The sequence below is a fragment of the Bacteroidota bacterium genome (assembly GCA_018816945.1).
GTDB lineage: Bacteria > Bacteroidota > Bacteroidia > Bacteroidales.
This window is the reverse complement of record JAHIVC010000024.1, coordinates 45524-63859: the sequence shown is the minus strand read 5'-3', so window position 1 is coordinate 63859 and position 18336 is coordinate 45524. Positions and strand designations below refer to the sequence as shown.

Genomic DNA, 18336 nt, shown 5'->3' with positions numbered 1-18336 from the left:
TCTTCTCAAATTTATGAAAATTCAATCAGTATATTGTATGAAGTTTACAGGCTTATTCAAATCACATACCTGATGAGTTAAGTTAAACATTATTTCACTCGAGGGTCGGTTTTCAGAATGGCGATAAACGAACTAACATTTAGCAATCTAAGTAAATATGCAAACAACAAAGAAATCAGCATCACGCATGAATAGTTGATCAATGAATTCATAGGAGAAATTTTCGAAACAAAATTCAGCAGCCACACAAGTAAAATAAAGCTAAACAACTGACTTAGATAACGATAGTTAATTCTAAATGCAAACCGCTTTTGAACACCGATTATCATTGCAAAGGCGGTTATTGTTTGAGCACCCAAACTGGCGTAAGCTGCACCAACGGCTTCGAGCGAAGGGATAAGCAAGATATTTGTAGCAAGATTTATCAAGACTCCCACCAACGCAACTTTTATCATGAAACGTAAATCGCCCAAGGCGGTCAATAAAGTTCCAAAGATATAACTGGAACACACCGCCACAAAACTAAACATTAAGATTCCAAAAATGCTACCTGATTGTAAGATCCTTTGATTGAAATCGCCCAGCATTTCATCCCCATGCTGCGAATAAAGCAATTTCATGATTTCGTCGCGATAGAAGTAAGAACTCATCGCCAAAATTATTGCAAACGTAAAAATGATGGTAAAAGATAATTTGACCAACTTTTCGACCGACTCTTTTTTCTTGATCATGCGCGCAAAAATGGGAAGTAAAATCACACCAAAAAGCAGTGCGATATTATTTCCCGCATCAAATAAGCGATAGGCCTGGGCGAAAACTCCGGATTGAAATTCGCCTTTTGTACCTGATAAAATACGTTCCAACATCACCGAATCAACCCGGTTATAAATTCCCATCAGAAATAACATTAACGCAAATGGCAGGCTCTTTTTTATAACCATGATCAAAAACAATCCATTCCAGTTTGGTTTCTGAAACCCAGATTTCCGGATAACAATTATTAAGGCCACAACAAGCGTAATGAGATAAGCAATTGTCTGAGAATAGATCAGCCATTCAATTTGAAAAGGAGAATTGAGGATATTTCCCCAGATCAAAAGACTACAGATAAGAATCATTAAGAAACGATCAAGAACTGAAATAATACTGTCTGTTTTAAACAATAAAAGTCCTGAAATATTCGAACGGAGATACAAAATGAAAGACAATAAAGCCTGGTTAATCCCAACCCACAATAAAAAATAAAGCTGTTTTGAATCATAACCGATAAATATACCCGCCAATAAAACCACGATCCCATAAAGCGATATCAGTAATACCTTCAGAACAATAATTCCTGAAAAATGTTTCTTTAAAAGTTGTTTATTTTGGGCAATATTACGGTTATTAAAACTCGTAATCCCGAAATCTAGAATGATATTAAAAAGCAGCGAAAAATTAAAAACGGCGAAATAAAAACCATAGCTCTCCGAGCCAACAATATTCTGTATACTTCTATCAATTCCCAGTAACCAAAAAGGCTTAATCAGAAAATTAAGAGCTAATAAAAAAATAATATTTGTCACAAATTTACGCTGCATCTATGTTGATTATATTGGGTAAAAGACCTTTACGCCACTTTGATTTTTATTCAAATATTAATCTGAAAAAACCATATTTTTGTAATACAAACTAAGGTAGTAAAATATCACATTCAACCGATTTAAATATTACTAACAGCCAATAAAATCCAAATTGAAAATTGCGGTAAATACCAGATTATTAGTAAGAAATAAGCTTGACGGAATTGGATATTTTATTTTTGAGAGCTTGCAAATTATTACCCGCAATCATCCGGAACATGAATTCTATTTCTTTTTTGATCGCGATTTCGATGAAGATTTTATTTTTAGCGATAACGTAACCCCTATCATTATCGGGCCTCAGGCAAGGCACCCGTTTTTGTATTTCATTTGGTTTGAATTATCAATTCCTTCACTGCTAAATAGATTAAAAATTGATCTGTTTCTTTCGCCTGACGGTTATTTATCTTTACGATCAAAAATACCCTCAATTGCAATTTTTCATGATCTGAACTTTGAACATCACCCTCAGGATTATCCTTATCTGGAAAGAAAATACTACCGATTTTTCTTCCCGAGATTTGCTAAAAAAGCTAACAGGATTGCAACAGTTTCAGAATATTCAAAAAATGACATCATCGAAAAATATCATATCAAAAAAGAAAAAATTGATGTGGTTTATTGTGCTGCCCGACCTATTTTTCAACCAATTAAACCAGCCGAAAAAGAAGAAGTAAAACAAATTTTCAGTGAAGGGAATGATTTTTTTATTTATGTTGGGTCAATCCAGCCCAGAAAAAATTTATCGGTTTTAATAAAAGCATTCGATTTATATAAGGAAAAAACATCCTCCAAAGATAAATTGTTATTTGTCGGAGCCCTAAAATGGAATTCATCCGAACTCAGGGATGCCTATAAAAGCTCAGCATACAAGCAGGATATTCATTTTACGGGAAGACTGGACAGCAACGATTTAGCCAAAGTCACTGCTTCGGCAAAAGCATTAATGTTAATATCAAAATTAGAAGGTTTTGGAATTCCCATTCTGGAAGCCTATTTTTGCGATGTTCCTGTAATAACTTCAAATGTGACCTCAATGCCGGAGATTGCTGGTGATGGAGCTTTATTGGTAAATCCAGAATCCATTGAATCTGTTGCCAAGGCGATGATTGAAATGGATAGAGATATTTTACTGAGAGACAAATTGATTAAGAATGCCCAAATTCAACGTCGAAAATTCAGCTGGCAAAAAACAGCAGATTTAATGTGGGACGGCATTGAAAAAACAGTGAATACTTAAAATATAATTGTGCAAGATTAAAGTCAGACATAGTTAAATATCCAAGGCAAGCCGTTTAGGATTATTCTAATTTTCTTGTGTCTTGATAGTTGAGTCTTGGATCTAAACTCGAACAAATGAAAGTACTAATTTTAGGATCAGGAGGCCGTGAACATGCATTTGCATGGAAAATTAAGCAGAGTCCCAAACTCACAAAATTATTTATTGCCCCGGGAAATGCCGGAACAGCATCACTCGGTACCAATGTCCCAATAGATGTTAATGACTTTGATTCTTTAAAAAAATACGTTCTTGAACAACAAATAAGTATGGTAGTTGTAGGACCTGAGGTCCCTTTGGTTGCAGGCATTGCTGATTATTTTTCGAATGACCCTTTATTGAAAAACATAGCAGTGATAGGCCCCAAAAAAAGTGCTGCACTTCTTGAAGGAAGTAAAGATTTTGCCAAAAGCTTTATGTACAAACACAATATTCCAACTGCAGCTTACCAAACCTTCGGGCGATATGAATTAGCACAAGGAATAAAATTCCTGGAAACCCTGAAGCCTCCCTATGTTTTAAAAGCAGACGGACTTGCAGCCGGCAAAGGAGTAATTATTTCGAGCAATTTGGAAGAGGCTAAAACCGAACTTACAGCCATGTTGAATGATGCAAAATTTGGAGAAGCTTCGGCACAGGTTGTAATTGAAGAATTTTTAGATGGGATTGAACTTTCTGTTTTTGTTTTAACTGATGGGAAATCCTATAAAATTTTACCCGAAGCCAAAGATTATAAAAGAATTGGGGAAGGAGATACGGGATTAAATACAGGTGGAATGGGTTCTATTTCACCCGTACCGTTTGCTGATGATGCTTTCATGCGTAAAATTGAAGAACGAATTATTAAACCAACCGTAAACGGGTTAATCAGCGACGGGCTCAAATACTCTGGTTTTATTTTCTTTGGTTTGATCAAGGTTAATGAAGAACCTGTGGTTATCGAATACAATGTCAGGATGGGCGATCCTGAAGCAGAATCAGTAATTCCCAGGATCAAGAGTGATTTGTTGGAACTTTTTATTGGCATAGCTGATGAAAACCTGGAAGAAAAAACCTTTGAAATTGTAGAAAAACATGCGGCTGCCATCATGCAGGTAGCCGCAGGCTACCCCGAATCGTATCCCAAAGGTGATGAGATTACCGGACTTGAAACCGTTACAGATAGCCTCATTTTTCATGCGGGAACCAGATTTGATGATCACAAGGCTGTATTAACAAATGGAGGTCGCGTGTTGGCAATTACCTCTTTCGGGAAGTCGATGGAAGAAGCTTTAGCTTTATCTTATAAAAATGCTGAAAAAATTAAATTCAAAGGCAATTATTACAGGAAGGATTTAGGAAAAGATTTACTTAAATTTATTAAAAAATAATACGGCTATTTTATGCTTATCCGGTTTTTCAAAAATAATTCATTTATTCAGTTTCTGGGATTATTAATCCTAGGAACCGGACTATGGAAGGCTGTATTTATGAATCCTCCCCCCATTGCTGAAACTTCTTTCACGAGTCCATTTTATAATTTAGCAGTTACCATTACAGGAAATCATTTAATTCTAATTATAGTTTCCTTTCTCATCCTTTTTATCCAAGCTATTTATCTGAATCAGATATTGATTAAACATGAATTAATCAACAGAAATACTTTTCTCACGGCCTTTGTATATATCGTGTTGATGAGTCATTCGCTGGCATTGCAGCACCTTTACCCTTCACTGATCGCCAGTATTTTCATATTGATAGCTTTTGATGCCCTGTTAGATATTGAATTGAAGGCAGAATTTTATCGTTTAAGTTTTAAGGCCGGGTTCAATATTGGATTGGCATCTTTGTTTTATTTCCCTTCAGCAGTTCTTTTAGTATTTATTTGGACAGTTTTATTTATATACCGTATCCCAAATTGGAGGACTTGGTTTATCCCTATTATTGGAATACTAACTCCTTACCTCTTTCTATTCACTTACTATTTTTGGAATGATAATGCCTTAGAATACCTGCTTCATTATCAAAACTATTTTACTAATATGAAATTGAAATTTGAGAGTGCAGGAAGAGATGAAAGTATTGTCATAACCATACTTGCCTTTTTTATGGCCCTCTCATTATTAAGAATTATGGGTAGGATAAATGATAAGAAAATTGTGATTCGAAAAAAGATCAGTATCATGTTCAATCTGTTTTTTATGGGAATCATAATTTTGTTTGTTAACAATGGCATTATCAGTGATTCGGGAACAATTTATATACCGGTTGCTATTTTCTTATCCATCTTTTTTTCTGATCTCCGAAAATTATTCTGGACCGACCTTATTTTTTCTTTAACCGTATTCTTCATCATTTACATGCATTTTCAGGTTTAGTGATGCTAAAGCTTAGATATTCAGATAATAAACTGGAAGCCGGTTGCGATGAAGCCGGAAGAGGATGCCTGGCCGGACCTGTATTTGCGGCAGCGGTAATTCTACCTGAAACTTTTGTCAATGACCAGTTAAACGATTCCAAACAAATTAAAGAGAAAGATCGTTATTTGCTTCGAAAAATAATTGAAACTGAAGCAATAGCCTGGGCCGTTGGGATTGTTGATAATGAAGAAATAGATCGGATTAACATTTTGAATGCATCCTTTCTGGCGATGCATAGGGCCATAGATCAGTTGAATCAAATACCCGAACTTTTATTGATTGATGGAAATCGTTTTAAAACTTACAAAAGCATTGAACATGTCTGCATCATCAAGGGAGATGGGAAATACGCTTCAATAGCTGCAGCCTCAATTCTTGCCAAGACTTACCGTGATGATTATATGAAGGTATTGTCTTTAAAATTTCCTCAGTACCTTTGGGAACAGAACAAGGCATATCCAACAAAAGCTCATCGTGCAGCCATTCAGGAATATGGCATTTGTCAACATCACCGAAAAAGCTTTAAACTTTTTGATCCGCTTTCTTTGGATTTTTAATTAACATCCTTTTGTTGATTATAATAAATACGCTAAATGCAGAGTTATGTATTTAATATTAATTTTGAAATGAATCCGTGAAATTCATTATGTTAATTCAAAAAAAAAGTCTGGCGAACATCCTGATGATTGCTTTAATCATCACAATCACCGGACTTTTATTTTTCTTCTATGAAAAAATAAATGAAGAGAAATACGATGTATTGGATGCCGTTCCGGAATCCTCATCCATATTCATCCGATTCGGCACATTTGATCAATTATATCACAGCATTAACGAAAATAACATCTGGTGCAATATACTTACCCTTCCGGGTTTCAGTGAATTCAAAGAACAAATTATAAAATTTGATTCTCTATTGCACCTGAAAACAGAGAGCAAAAGCTCAACTGAGGTGCAAAATGCCATCATTTCCATTCATTCGAACAACAATAATATTGACCTTTTACTCGTGTCTAAATTAGATGGCACTTTAAGTAGAAAAACGCTCAGAACGATTTTTGAACGAATATATGGTGAAAATTACACCACGCTTATAAGTAATGTAAATGGGCACCAGCTTAATAAACTTGTTTTTAACCAATATACAGGATCGTTTACTTATGCAATTGAAGGTGGCTTGTTTATCGGAAGCCCGAATGCAAATCTGGTACTTGAATCATTAGAAAATTTACAATCTGATCAAAGTTTCGGGCATAATTCAACATTTTTGGAAGTAGAAAAAACGGCTGGTAAAAGGGTCGAAGCCAACATCTTCGTAAATTACAAACAACTTCCCTCCCTTCTTGGTCAAATAGCAAATGAACGATACGGCATAACTTCACCGACAGATACCATAAACCCAAATTCAACGGAAAGCAGTAACGCACCAAAGGATTTTGTCGGTTTAAATTTGCTTTCAAATATGGCCGGTTGGTCGGAGCTTGATTTGATGATAAAAAAGGATGAATTTTTCTTGAGTGGTTATACAAGCACTAACGACTCCTCATCGGATTATATTAATCTATACAAAAATCAAAACGAACAGCCATTTGAAATGGCAGAAATTATTCCAAGAACGGCAACTGTTTTTCAGCATTTTGGGATTGGGAATTTCGAAAAATATTTTACCGATTATCAGAATTTATTGGCCAAAAATGAACGTGTTGATCTTTTCAATCAAATGGTTTATCGGCTGAACATATCGTTGAAAACGAATCTTCAAAACGCATTTGTTCCACATGTGGGCCCAACTTTTGCATTTGTCTCTGTTGCAACCCGTAATTTAAATTATGAAGAAAATTGCTATGCAATTATCAAAATGAAGAATGCTGTGGCAGCTCAATTATACTTAGAACAGATCTCAAAAAACAAAGATGGTAGCGGTTTAGTAAAAAAATATCGTGATCACAATCTTTATCATCTCAATATAGAAGGATTCGTCCCACTGGTTTTTGGAGAACCGTTCAGCAGTATTCAGGCATTTCATTACACATTTATAGAAGATTATCTGATTATTGCAAATTCTACCTCAGCACTTGAAAAGTACATTAATTTATACATGAGCGGACATCCCCTTAGTTTAGATCCGGCTTATATTTCATTTGCGGATAATATGGCTGAAAAATCTAATTTTTATTTCTATTTCAATATTAAAAAAGGGTTAAACCTACTGGAGCGTTTCATAAATAAAAATCTATACGATTTCATCATTCAAAATATTTCAACATTTAAAAACTATCAGGCATTAGGATTGCAGTATTCGTCGCAGGAAAACGGACTTTTCACCAATTTATATCTTAATTATGATGCTAACGTACCGATACAAAATGATTGGGCATGGCAAACCAAACTCGACGACAATATTGTTGAAAGACCTTTTTTGCTCAGAAACCATCAGGATCAATATTTGTACACTTTAGTAGCAGATGCCGGTAATCAGATTTATCTGGTTGATCATGAAGGAAATATTTTATGGAAACATAAAATTGATGGTCAGATAATGGGCGAAGTACATGTAGTTGATTTTTTTAAAGACGGGAAACTTCAATATTTATTTAACACAAAAACCAGTATCCATTTGTTGGATATTTTAGGAAATAAAGTGGGTTCATACCCGATCAAATTAAAAGTCAGAGCAGAAAATGGAATTTCCGTTTTTGATTATTCCAATAATCGTGATTACCGGATCATTTATGCTGGTACGGATCAGAATATTTACAATTACACCCTTGATGGAAAGGAAGTAGATGGATGGAACCGTGCAGAAACAGACAGGGAGGTTCAGGGCAGGATTCAGCATTTGGTTGCCAATAATAGGGATTATATTTTATTGGCAGATTTGAACGGCAACACCCGGATACTTAACAGGCAGGGCAGTGATCGGATTATACTGAAGAGTCAGTTTAGTAAAGCTGAAAACTCGGAATACTATGTTAACTCAACAAATAACAAAGGCTTGTTTGTGACAACCGATAGAACCGGAAAGCTTATTTATATCAGTTCAAAAGGTAATATTTCATCTGTTGATTTTGGCAGTTTTTCCGAAAATCACTTTTTCCTTTACGAGGATTTTGATCAAGACGAAAACAATGACTTTATTTATATTGACAAAGATAAACTTAGCGTTTTTGATCGTCTGAAAAAAGAGATCTTCAGCTACGAATTTTCTGGCGAAATTTCTATACCACCAACCATTTATAAAGCTTCGGATGGAACCATTGTTCTGTGTGTATTTTCAAATACAGAAAATAAGGTTTACCTTTTCGATAAAGACGGGCTCATCGAATCAAACCAAAGAAACAATGATGGTCCTGTGTTTTCAATTGGCGACCTTTTGAATAATGTATCCATTAATTTGCTTGTCGGTGATGATCATATTTTATATAATTTCCTTATTAGATAGTTGTTAGCGTGTTTCATTGTTTTATTGTTTCATTGTTTTCATTGTTCGATTGTTTCATTGTTAAATGCTAAAAACTACAACCGTATTGCTATTGTATTACAATGTATTACCATTGTAAGTCCCAGTCCAGTGGATCATGGATAAAATATAAAAATAAGAAGCCAAGCGTCATTCCTGACTGCCGCATAGCGGGGGGAATAGTAAACTAAAAACTGTCAACATATTATACGCGCAACGCAAAAATTTATAGGAAAAGCTATGCCGTAAACCATTGTTCGATTAATGAAAATTTCTTAGCTTTACATGAAATCGCTCTTAAAGGAAAATCTTATGAAAAAATTAAATTTAATTTTGTTTGCATTAATTATTATTTCAATGCCTTTTTTAAGTTGTAAAAAGGTGTTGGAGGCAGCATTTTATGGCGAACCTGTTCCAAAAGAAACTCAAATAAAAATAGGTGAAAATTGGTGGATGCAATATAACTTAAGCCGAACAAGATTTCGAAATGGAGATCTAATAGGCGAAGCAAGAACAAACGAAGAATGGCTTAAAGCAGGTGAAGAAGGTAAACCTGCTTGGTGTTATTATCAAAATGAATCGGATAATGATCAAAAATACGGTAAGTTATATAATTGGTACGCGGTAAATGATTCAAGGGGTTTAGCTCCCGATGGATGGCATATACCAAGCGATGCTGAATGGACAGCGCTTGAAAATTTTCTTGGCGGTGCTCAGGTTGCAGGTACAAAAATGAAAAGCACAAGCGGTTGGAAAAGAAATGATATGAATACTAATGAAAGTGGTTTTACAGGTATGCCGGGAGGAAGGCGTTCATCCGACGGTTCTTTTGTAAATGAAGGAGAGGGCGGTTATTGGTGGAGCGCCACAGAAAACGGCAGCAACGCATGGTTCCGAATGTTGAGTTTTAGCAATACATTTGTTTACAGGAGTAGCACTGGTAAAAATCGTGGTTTATCGGTACGCTGTATAAGAGATTAATTATTTTAAGCGGCGTGAAAAATTTGTATACCGGTAATGTTTTGCGGCAAACGCCAAAGATAGAAGCGGTTTTTACGGAATTTACCCAACGAAAAGCAATCTTGCACAAAACAATAGACCGCGTTAAATTTTAAAATACAAAAATATTTTTGCTTTTTAACAGACCGCAAGTTATTTTGAAAGTGAATTTTTTTGGACTTTGAATAAATAACTGAAATTTATCAGACATAATACTGCCTGACATGTCTGTAAGCACTTTAATATTCAGTCAATTATTTTTTGCGCAACTATAGACCTGCCCGGCTTTTCAAAGACGCATAAAATTTTTTAAAGTTAACTTCCCCTGCTGGGCGGGAGTGTTAATACCTAAACACTTAAACACGCAAACACGCAAACACGTTAATACGTTAACACATTTAACTTTTCCCTAACTTGCTTTAACAATTTTTAACATCCAAACCAAATTCATGTTTAATATATTTGCAAGGTCATAAATAATTAACATAAAAATGATGGAAACCGATATCAGAGAATTAAACGAAAAGATACAGAAGGAAAGTGCTTTTGTTGATTTAATCAATCTTGAAATGCACAAAGTGATTGTTGGGCAAAAAAACATGGTAGAACGCCTGATGATTGGTCTTTTGGCCAATGGTCATATTTTACTTGAAGGAGTTCCCGGATTGGCAAAAACTTTGGCCATAAATTCATTGGCAAATGTGATCGATGCAAAATTCAGCAGGATTCAATTCACTCCTGATTTGCTGCCTGCCGACCTTTTAGGAACCATGATTTATAGTCAGAAAAAGGAAGAATTTGTAGTTCGAAAAGGGCCCATATTTGCAAACTTTATCCTTGCCGATGAAATCAACCGATCGCCCGCGAAAGTTCAAAGTGCACTTTTGGAAGCGATGCAGGAACGTCAGGTTACCATTGGTGATCACACGTTTAAACTCGAAGAACCCTTTTTGGTAATGGCCACTCAAAACCCGATTGAGCAGGAAGGAACCTATCCACTTCCCGAGGCACAGGTCGACCGTTTTATGCTCAAAGTGGTGATTAATTATCCTACAAAAGAAGAGGAGAAAACTATTCTGCGTCAAAACATTACAAATGTTTTTCGGACGACGAATAAAATCCTTAAATCAGTCGATATTAAAAATGCCAGAGATGTAGTGAGGCAAGTTTATTTGGATGATAAAATTGAAACATACATTACCGACATCGTGTTTGCAACCCGTTATCCTGCTGAACATAATTTAAAAAAGTTTGAGAATTTGATTTCATACGGCGCATCTCCACGTGCAAGTATAAACCTTGCCTTGGCATCAAAAGCATATGCTTTCCTTAAAAGACGAGGATATGTTTTACCTGAAGATGTCAGGGCGATAGCACATGATGTATTACGTCACCGAATCGGTTTGACCTACGAGGCCGAAGCAGAAAACATCACAACCGAAGAAATCATCAATGAGATTTTAAATACGATTGAAGTACCATAGAGAGTGATGAGTTATAAGTGATGAGTTATGAGTGAAAAGAAAGGCGCAATAATTAAACAAAGTTTCGAATTCGCAATCACCATTATTAATCTTTATAAATCATTGATTAATGATAAAAAAGAATTTGTGATGAGTAAGCAATTACTGAGAAGTGGAACTGCGGTTGGCGCCTTAGCCAGGGAAGCTCAAAATGCTGAAAGCAAAGCCGATTTTATTCATAAACTAGCCATAGCTCAAAAAGAATGTGACGAATCTATCTATTGGTTGGAATTACTTAAAGAAACAGGATTTATTGGCACAAACGAATTTGATGAAATAAACACAAATGCAAGCGCATTACTAAAAATGATTAGAAGTGCGATAATGACAACAAAAGCAAACCTATAACTTATAATTTATAACTAATAACTCATAATTCATAACTCATAACTAAATAAGACTTGGAGACGACTGAAATTTTTAAAAAAGTACGTAAGATAGAGATCAAGACACGTGGCTTGTCGAACCAGATATTTTCCGGACAGTACCACAGTGTTTTCAAGGGTCGGGGTATGGCTTTTAGTGAAGTCAGGGAGTACCAGTATGGGGATGATATCCGGAGCATCGACTGGAACGTAACCGCTCGTTTCGATCATCCTTATGTAAAAGTATTTGACGAGGAACGTGAGCTTACGGTAATGCTGCTTATTGATGTCAGCGGTTCGAATGAATTTGGCACCAATCAGAATTTAAAAGAAGATCAGATTACTGAAATTGCTGCTGTTTTGGCATTTTCGGCCATTCAGAATAACGACAAGGTTGGGGTTATATTTTTCAGTAATAAGATTGAAAAATTCATTCCACCAAAAAAAGGAACTTCACATATATTGCGCATTATTCGCGAATTAATTGATTTCAAACCTGAAAACCGTGAAACCGATATAGCAGTTGCTTTAGGTTATTTCACAAATGTGATTAAAAAACGATGTACCGCTTTTTTAATTTCCGATTTTATTGATACCGGATTTGAAGATGCATTGAAAATTGCCAATCGTAAACATGATTTAATCGCTTTAAAAATTTCCGACAGAAGAGAATATGATTTGCCCAACGTAGGGATGGTCAAGATTAAGAATGCCGAAACCGGAAGAATGACCTGGGTGGATACTTCGTTTGCAGCATTAAGAGACGCTTATAGCAAAACAGTAAGAAAGAATGAATTACTGCAGGATGAAATTTTTAAAAAGTGTGGGGTTGATGTCGCAAAAATTAAAACAGGTGAAGATTATGTAAGGCCCCTTACGGCTTTATTTAAAAAAAGAGGAGCAAGAAGATAAAGATGCAAAAAAGAATAGCACTATTTTTATTTTTATTCAGCCTTTCTGTTCTCAGATTAGGGGCTCAGGAATTGCGCCCGATCATTTCAACCGAAAGAGATTCTATCTTGATTGGAGATCAGATTAATTTAAAAATACAGGTTTCGATCGATCCTAATACTAAAGTCGCATGGCCACGGTTTGAAGAATTTTTAATGCCAAAGGTTGAAATTCTGAATCGTTCGAACATCGATAGTTTATGGAATAACGAAAATGAATTAAAACTCGAACAAAACCTTACGATTACTTCTTTTGATACCGGATATTATCAAATTCCGGGAATGGAGTTCACTTATCAAAATCCCGGTGATGAAGCCTTTTTGAAAAGTTTAAGCAACAGCTTGGATTTGTATGTTGTGACATTGGCTGTTGATACCACTAAAGCCATCATGCCTATTAAAGGGCCAATTGGCGCACCGATTACCTGGCGTGAAATTGCTCCCTGGTTGATTTTAGGCATTATAATTATCGGGATGGTCATATTTTTGATCTACTATTTCAAACGAAAAGGTAAAAAAGAACCTGTTTTTAAAATAAAGCCGAAGCCTAAAATTCCCGCTCACATTATTGCATTGAACGAGCTTGAACAACTGAAGACAAAAAAATTATGGCAGGAAGGAAAATTCAAACAATATTATACTGAACTGATCGATATTATTCGGGTCTATCTTGAAGACCAATTTGGGATCGAGGCTATGGAAATGACTTCAGAGGAAATTAATCAGATCGTTGCCAAAGAAAAACTGATTGATAAAGATCTTAAGAAAAAACTGGCTGATGCACTTAGCATTTCTGATTTGGTAAAGTTTGCGAAAGAAAAGCCTTACGCCGGGATCAACGATAGCAACCTTGAAAACTTAAAGGCTTTTGTCGATCAAACCTCAAAAATACAACCGATCACCGTTGAATTAAATGCTGAGAAAGAAAGGGAAGAAATTGTTTTATTGAAGGAGAAAAATAAAAACGAAAATAGCTTATAAAAATGTTGAGAAATATTGAATTTGCAAATCCTGAATACTTTTATCTGCTGCTGGTAGTTCCTTTACTAGTGGTTTGGTTCTGGTTCAATCAAAAAAAATCGCATGCCGATTTGCAATTTCCATCAACTTCAATATTTGAAACACACCGAAAGAGTCTTAAAAACTATTTGTTTTACAGCTTACCGGTTTTAAGGATATTGGCAATTGCATTTTTAATTATTGCATTGGCACGACCACAATCAAGCAGCAGCAGCCAAAATGTTTCAATAGAAGGTATTGACATGGTGATGGCATTGGACGTTTCAGGAAGTATGTTGGCACAAGATTTGAAACCCGATCGACTGGAAGCTGCAAAAAAGGTTGCTTCTGATTTTTTTGATGGGCGACCGGATGACCGAATCGGATTGGTAATTTTCAGCGGTGAAACTTTTACTCAATGTCCGCTTACAACAGATCATTCAGTAATTAAAAATCTTTTTAAAGACATTAAAAGCGGAATGATTGAAGACGGAACTGCCATAGGTGATGGCTTGGCAACCGCAGTAAATCGATTGAAGGAAAGTGAAGCAATCAGTAAAGTTATCATTTTGTTAACTGATGGAGTAAACAATGCCGGGTCTGTTGATCCACTCTCGGCTGCAGAGATTGCAAAACTATATGGGATCAGGATTTACACTATTGGCGTGGGAACGATTGGTATGGCTCCTTATCCGGTCCAAACTCCTTACGGGATACAATATCAGGATGTAGAAGTTAAGATTGACGAGGAGCTGTTACAAAAGGTTACTGCCTTGACTGATGGTAAGTATTTCAGGGCAACTAGTAACGAAAAACTTGTAGCGATTTATGCTGAAATAGATCAATTGGAAAAATCAAAAATTGATGTCACCGAGTTTAGAAGGAAAACGGAAGAGTTTTTTCCCTTGGCCCTAATTGCGTTTTTACTGTTCTCGCTTGAAATTTTATTAAAGAAAACTGTTTTTAGAACAATACCATAAGATAGAAAAATGATCAGGTTTGAAAATATAACATTTTTATATGCATTTTTGATGATTCCGATATTTATCATTTTATACATGATGATGAGTTATTGGAAAAGAAAAGCCATTGCCCGCATGGGTGATGTAAATCTTATTGCAAAGCTGATGCCCCAGCGGTCGGCAAGCCGACCACTCATTAAATTTTTATTCATTTTATTCGCTTTAGGATCATTGGTGATTGCCATAGCCAATCCGCAAATTGGTTCCAAGGTTGAAAAAGCCGAACGTAAAGGGATTGATATCATGATTGCGCTGGATGTTTCAAACAGTATGTTGGCACAAGATATCAAACCAAATCGTTTACAGGCATCAAAGCAGGCCATTTCAAATTTAATCGACAAACTAAAAGGCGACCGAATTGGTATTATTGTGTTTGCCGGTCATGCGTACACGCAACTTCCAATTACATCCGACTATGCAGCAGCTAAAATGTTCCTTTCGTCAATAAGTCCTGATATTATGCCCGTTCAAGGTACAGCAATCGGTGAAGCCGTGGCACTGGCAATCAAATCATTTTCAGAAAATAATCATAATAAAGCCATTGTGATTATCTCGGATGGAGAAAATCATGAAGGAGATGCTTTGGACGAAACGAAAAATGCGGTGGAGGCAGGAATTACTGTTTACACCATTGGTATGGGATTACCTGAAGGAGGCCCGATTCCGAATTATACCAATGGTGAAATCTCCGGATACAAAAAAGACAATGAGGATAATATAATTACCACAAGGCTTAATGAAACAATGTTGCAACAAATTGCTGCAGCCGGACATGGTTATTATGTTCGGGCAAATAATTCACAAGCCGGACTTGATAAAATATTTGAAGAAATTGACAAGCTTGAAAAATCGGAATTTGAAACACAATCATTTTCGGATTACGAAGATCGCTTTCAATATTTTATCGTAATAACATTATTCTTATTAGTTTTTGAATTCATCATTGTTGAAAGAAAAAGCAAATGGGCAGATCGAATTAAACTATTTGAGTAAAATTAAGACAAAAATGTAAAATGTAGATTTTCCAATGTAGAATGCAGAAAAAATAAAAGACTTTTAAATTTTAAATTGAACATACTACATTCAAAATTTTAAAATAATAAATGATGAAACAATTTACTATCATAATCTTTTTAATATGTTCGACACTAGCAGGCTTTTCTCAAAATGAAGTCAAGCTCATTCGAAAGGGAAACAGTCAATTTAAAAAAGGCGATTTTAAAGAGGCAGAAATCAATTACAGAAAATCTTTGGAAATAAATAATAATTCCTTCAAAGGAGAGTTTAATTTGGGTGATGCACTTTATTCACAAAAAAATTACGATGAATCGGCCCAGGTATTTGACCGTATCAGAGAGAAGATAACTGATAATGGCCAAAAATCTGAAGTTTACCATAACCTTGGGAATTCGTTATTAGAATCGGACAAATACAAAGAAAGTATTGAGGCCTATAAACATGCATTAAGAAATAACCCGAATGACATGGACACCAAATATAATTTGGAATATGCCAAACAAAAACTAAAGGAGGAAGAAGAGAAGAAACAAGATCAGCAAGATAACAAGGACCAGGACAAGAATAAAGATAAGGATCAACCGAAAGAAGATCAAAAACAGGATCAGGATCAAAAAGACAAGCAGGACCAACAAGATCAGAAACAAGATCAAAAAGATGAAAATAATCAGCAACCTCAATCAAAACAGATCTCAAAAAAAGATGCAGAGCGTATGTTGGAAGCTTTGAAAGATAAGGAAAAGAAAACCTTAGAAAAGCTTAAAAAAGAACAGGCAAAAAATTCTAAGGCGATAAAAATTGAAAAGGATTGGTAGTAATATAAATTCTTAATTTTGCAAAGATAAAAAGCACGATGAAAAGAAGACTGTCACTTATTTTATTTGTTTTAATGATGAATCTGGGAAGCTATTCTCAGGTTACTTTTGAGGCAAGTGGGCAAACCAATGTTGCCGTTGGTGAACAGTTTATGATTCGGTTTATCGCAAATCAGCAAGGGACAAATTTCATTGGACCCTATTTTAAAGGACTAAGCGTATTATCCGGACCCAATATCTCAACAAATTCATCATATTCAAACATTAATGGTAAGATGTCTCAATCGATGTCTATCATATATACTTACTACTTAAGGGCAGATAAGGAAGGGGATTTTACCATTCCGCCTGCAAAAATCACGATTGATGGCAAAGATTATGAGACCAAAGAATTAACGGTACACGTTAGTAAACAACCCGCACAAAACAATACAGGTGCTCCGAAAAATCAAGGTTCTGATGAGCAAGAAGGACTTTCTCAAATAAATGAAAATGATTTGTTTATTAGGGCTACGGTTGATAAGAAAAACCCTTACTTGGGTGAACAGGTCATCCTGACTTATAAAATTTATACGAAGGTTCCCATTGCCCAAATAGGAATTAATAAATTATCGAGTTTTCAAGGGTTCTGGTCGAAAAATCTTTTGAATCCACAAGAAGAATTCAGGCAAGCAAACGAAACCATAAATGGCGTTGAATATGTTACTGCCGAACTACGGAAGTTTGCTTTGTTTCCTCAAAAATCAGGAAACCTGACCATTGATGCAATGGAATTGGAATGCATTGCACAAATCAGGCAGGCAAATAAAAGAAGAAGTGCAAATTCATTATTGGACAGTTTTTTTGATGACCCATTCTTTGGAGGTACCCAAAATATTAAAAAGATTCTTTTATCAAATCCAATAAACATGGAAGTAAAACAACTTCCGGCTACTAATAAACCTATTGATTTCTCCGGTGCAGTTGGATCATTTTCTTTGAGTGGAAATATAAATAGCAATCAGGTTAAAACCAATGATGCAATTACATTTAAATTAACCATTTCAGGGAAAGGCAATATTGAATTAATCGACCGCTTAAACGTTAAATACCCTTCCGATTTTGAAGTATACGAACCCAAGATAACAAACAATCTAAACACAAGTTTAACCGATGGTGTTTCGGGTTCGCGTACTTTTGAATATCTGCTGATCCCCAGAAATCCGGGAGATTTTGTCATCGAACCGGTAACATTATCTTATTTTGATGTTCAAAAACAAGCTTATCAGGTTCTACAAACCCCTACCTTCAATATAAAGGTTGAAAAGGGAGCCGATTATAAATCGGGTGTGGTTGCCAGTGGGTTGAGTCAAGAGGCCATTAAATACATCGGAACAGATATCCTACATATCAAAACAGGAAAGTTTTTACTGAGCAAAATCAATTATTATTTTTTCAGCACTTTTGCTTTTGTACTTTGGCTCATTATTCCATTTGTTTTATTTTTGGCTTTTATCCTGATCTGGAAAAAGCAATCGAAAAAATTCAGTAACCAGTCGCTTATGCGGCATAAACGTGCAACAAAAGTTGCGCGCAGAAGCTTAAAAAATGCACAAGCCTACTTGGGTACAAATAATATAGGAGAATTCTACAATGAGATTTCGCAAGCATTATGGGGTTATATAAGTGATAAGTTCAGCATCCCAAAATCCGAACTTTCAAAAGATACGGTTGAAGAAAAATTTCAAACAAGAAAAGTGAAAGAAAAAACAACCAAACAATTTATTGAAACATTGGACAATTGCGATTTTGCTCGATTTGCGCCAGGTGATCCGGCTTCAACAATGGAAAAAATCTACAATGAAGCCTTAGAAATAATAAGTAAAATTGAAGGAGAATTAAAATAG

15 protein-coding genes are annotated in these 18336 nt (G+C 35.4%); 14 read left to right on the top strand and 1 reads right to left on the bottom strand.

Annotation, left to right across the window (positions count from 1 at the left end; all coding sequences use genetic code 11):
* Window positions 1-89 precede the first annotated feature (89 nt).
* Complete coding sequence (locus KKG99_04505; protein ID MBU1012243.1) at window positions 90-1580, bottom strand: polysaccharide biosynthesis C-terminal domain-containing protein; 1491 nt, start codon at window positions 1578-1580, stop codon at window positions 90-92.
* Window positions 1581-1734: 154 nt separating this feature from the next.
* Between KKG99_04505 and KKG99_04500 the strand changes: the two genes are divergently transcribed.
* The 14 genes from KKG99_04500 to KKG99_04435 all read left to right on the top strand — a co-directional run bounded on the left by KKG99_04500 (window position 1735) and on the right by KKG99_04435 (window position 18336).
* Window positions 1735-2862: a glycosyltransferase family 4 protein gene (locus KKG99_04500; protein ID MBU1012242.1), complete on the top strand. Its 1128-nt coding sequence runs from the start codon at window positions 1735-1737 to the stop codon at window positions 2860-2862.
* A 116-nt stretch (window positions 2863-2978) separates the two neighbouring features.
* Complete coding sequence (gene purD, locus KKG99_04495) at window positions 2979-4271, top strand: phosphoribosylamine--glycine ligase (GenBank protein MBU1012241.1); 1293 nt, start codon at window positions 2979-2981, stop codon at window positions 4269-4271.
* Window positions 4272-4283: 12 nt separating this feature from the next.
* Complete coding sequence (locus KKG99_04490) at window positions 4284-5258, top strand: hypothetical protein (protein ID MBU1012240.1); 975 nt, start codon at window positions 4284-4286, stop codon at window positions 5256-5258.
* Window positions 5259-5260: 2 nt separating this feature from the next.
* Entirely contained in the window at window positions 5261-5857 is a 597-nt protein-coding gene (locus KKG99_04485; GenBank protein MBU1012239.1) for a ribonuclease HII, read from the top strand.
* An 89-nt stretch (window positions 5858-5946) separates the two neighbouring features.
* Entirely contained in the window at window positions 5947-8742 is a 2796-nt protein-coding gene (locus KKG99_04480; GenBank protein ID MBU1012238.1) for a WD40 repeat domain-containing protein, read from the top strand.
* 330 nt (window positions 8743-9072) lie between these two features.
* Entirely contained in the window at window positions 9073-9741 is a 669-nt protein-coding gene (locus tag KKG99_04475; protein ID MBU1012237.1) for a fibrobacter succinogenes major paralogous domain-containing protein, read from the top strand.
* A gap of 509 nt (window positions 9742-10250) precedes the next feature.
* A complete protein-coding gene (locus KKG99_04470; GenBank protein MBU1012236.1) occupies window positions 10251-11243 on the top strand; it encodes an AAA family ATPase in 993 nt (330 codons plus the stop codon).
* A gap of 27 nt (window positions 11244-11270) precedes the next feature.
* Window positions 11271-11630 carry a four helix bundle protein gene (locus KKG99_04465; protein ID MBU1012235.1) on the top strand — a complete coding sequence of 120 codons (360 nt, stop codon included), beginning with the start codon at window positions 11271-11273 and terminating at the stop codon, window positions 11628-11630.
* A gap of 53 nt (window positions 11631-11683) precedes the next feature.
* On the top strand, window positions 11684-12559 hold the full coding sequence (locus KKG99_04460; GenBank protein MBU1012234.1) for a DUF58 domain-containing protein: 876 nt from the start codon (window positions 11684-11686) through the stop codon (window positions 12557-12559).
* A 2-nt stretch (window positions 12560-12561) separates the two neighbouring features.
* Window positions 12562-13578 carry a hypothetical protein gene (locus KKG99_04455; protein ID MBU1012233.1) on the top strand — a complete coding sequence of 339 codons (1017 nt, stop codon included), beginning with the start codon at window positions 12562-12564 and terminating at the stop codon, window positions 13576-13578.
* 14 nt (window positions 13579-13592) lie between these two features.
* Window positions 13593-14576 (top strand): VWA domain-containing protein, encoded by a 984-nt coding sequence (locus KKG99_04450; protein ID MBU1012232.1) that lies wholly within the window; start codon window positions 13593-13595, stop codon window positions 14574-14576.
* Window positions 14577-14585: 9 nt separating this feature from the next.
* Window positions 14586-15611, top strand: coding sequence for a VWA domain-containing protein (locus KKG99_04445; protein MBU1012231.1), 1026 nt, complete (start codon window positions 14586-14588; stop codon window positions 15609-15611).
* A gap of 113 nt (window positions 15612-15724) precedes the next feature.
* The gene (locus tag KKG99_04440) at window positions 15725-16450 is read left to right on the top strand and encodes a tetratricopeptide repeat protein (protein ID MBU1012230.1); all 726 of its coding nucleotides are present in this window, start codon (window positions 15725-15727) and stop codon (window positions 16448-16450) included.
* Between the two features lie 38 nt (window positions 16451-16488).
* Window positions 16489-18336: a BatD family protein gene (locus KKG99_04435; GenBank protein MBU1012229.1), complete on the top strand. Its 1848-nt coding sequence runs from the start codon at window positions 16489-16491 to the stop codon at window positions 18334-18336.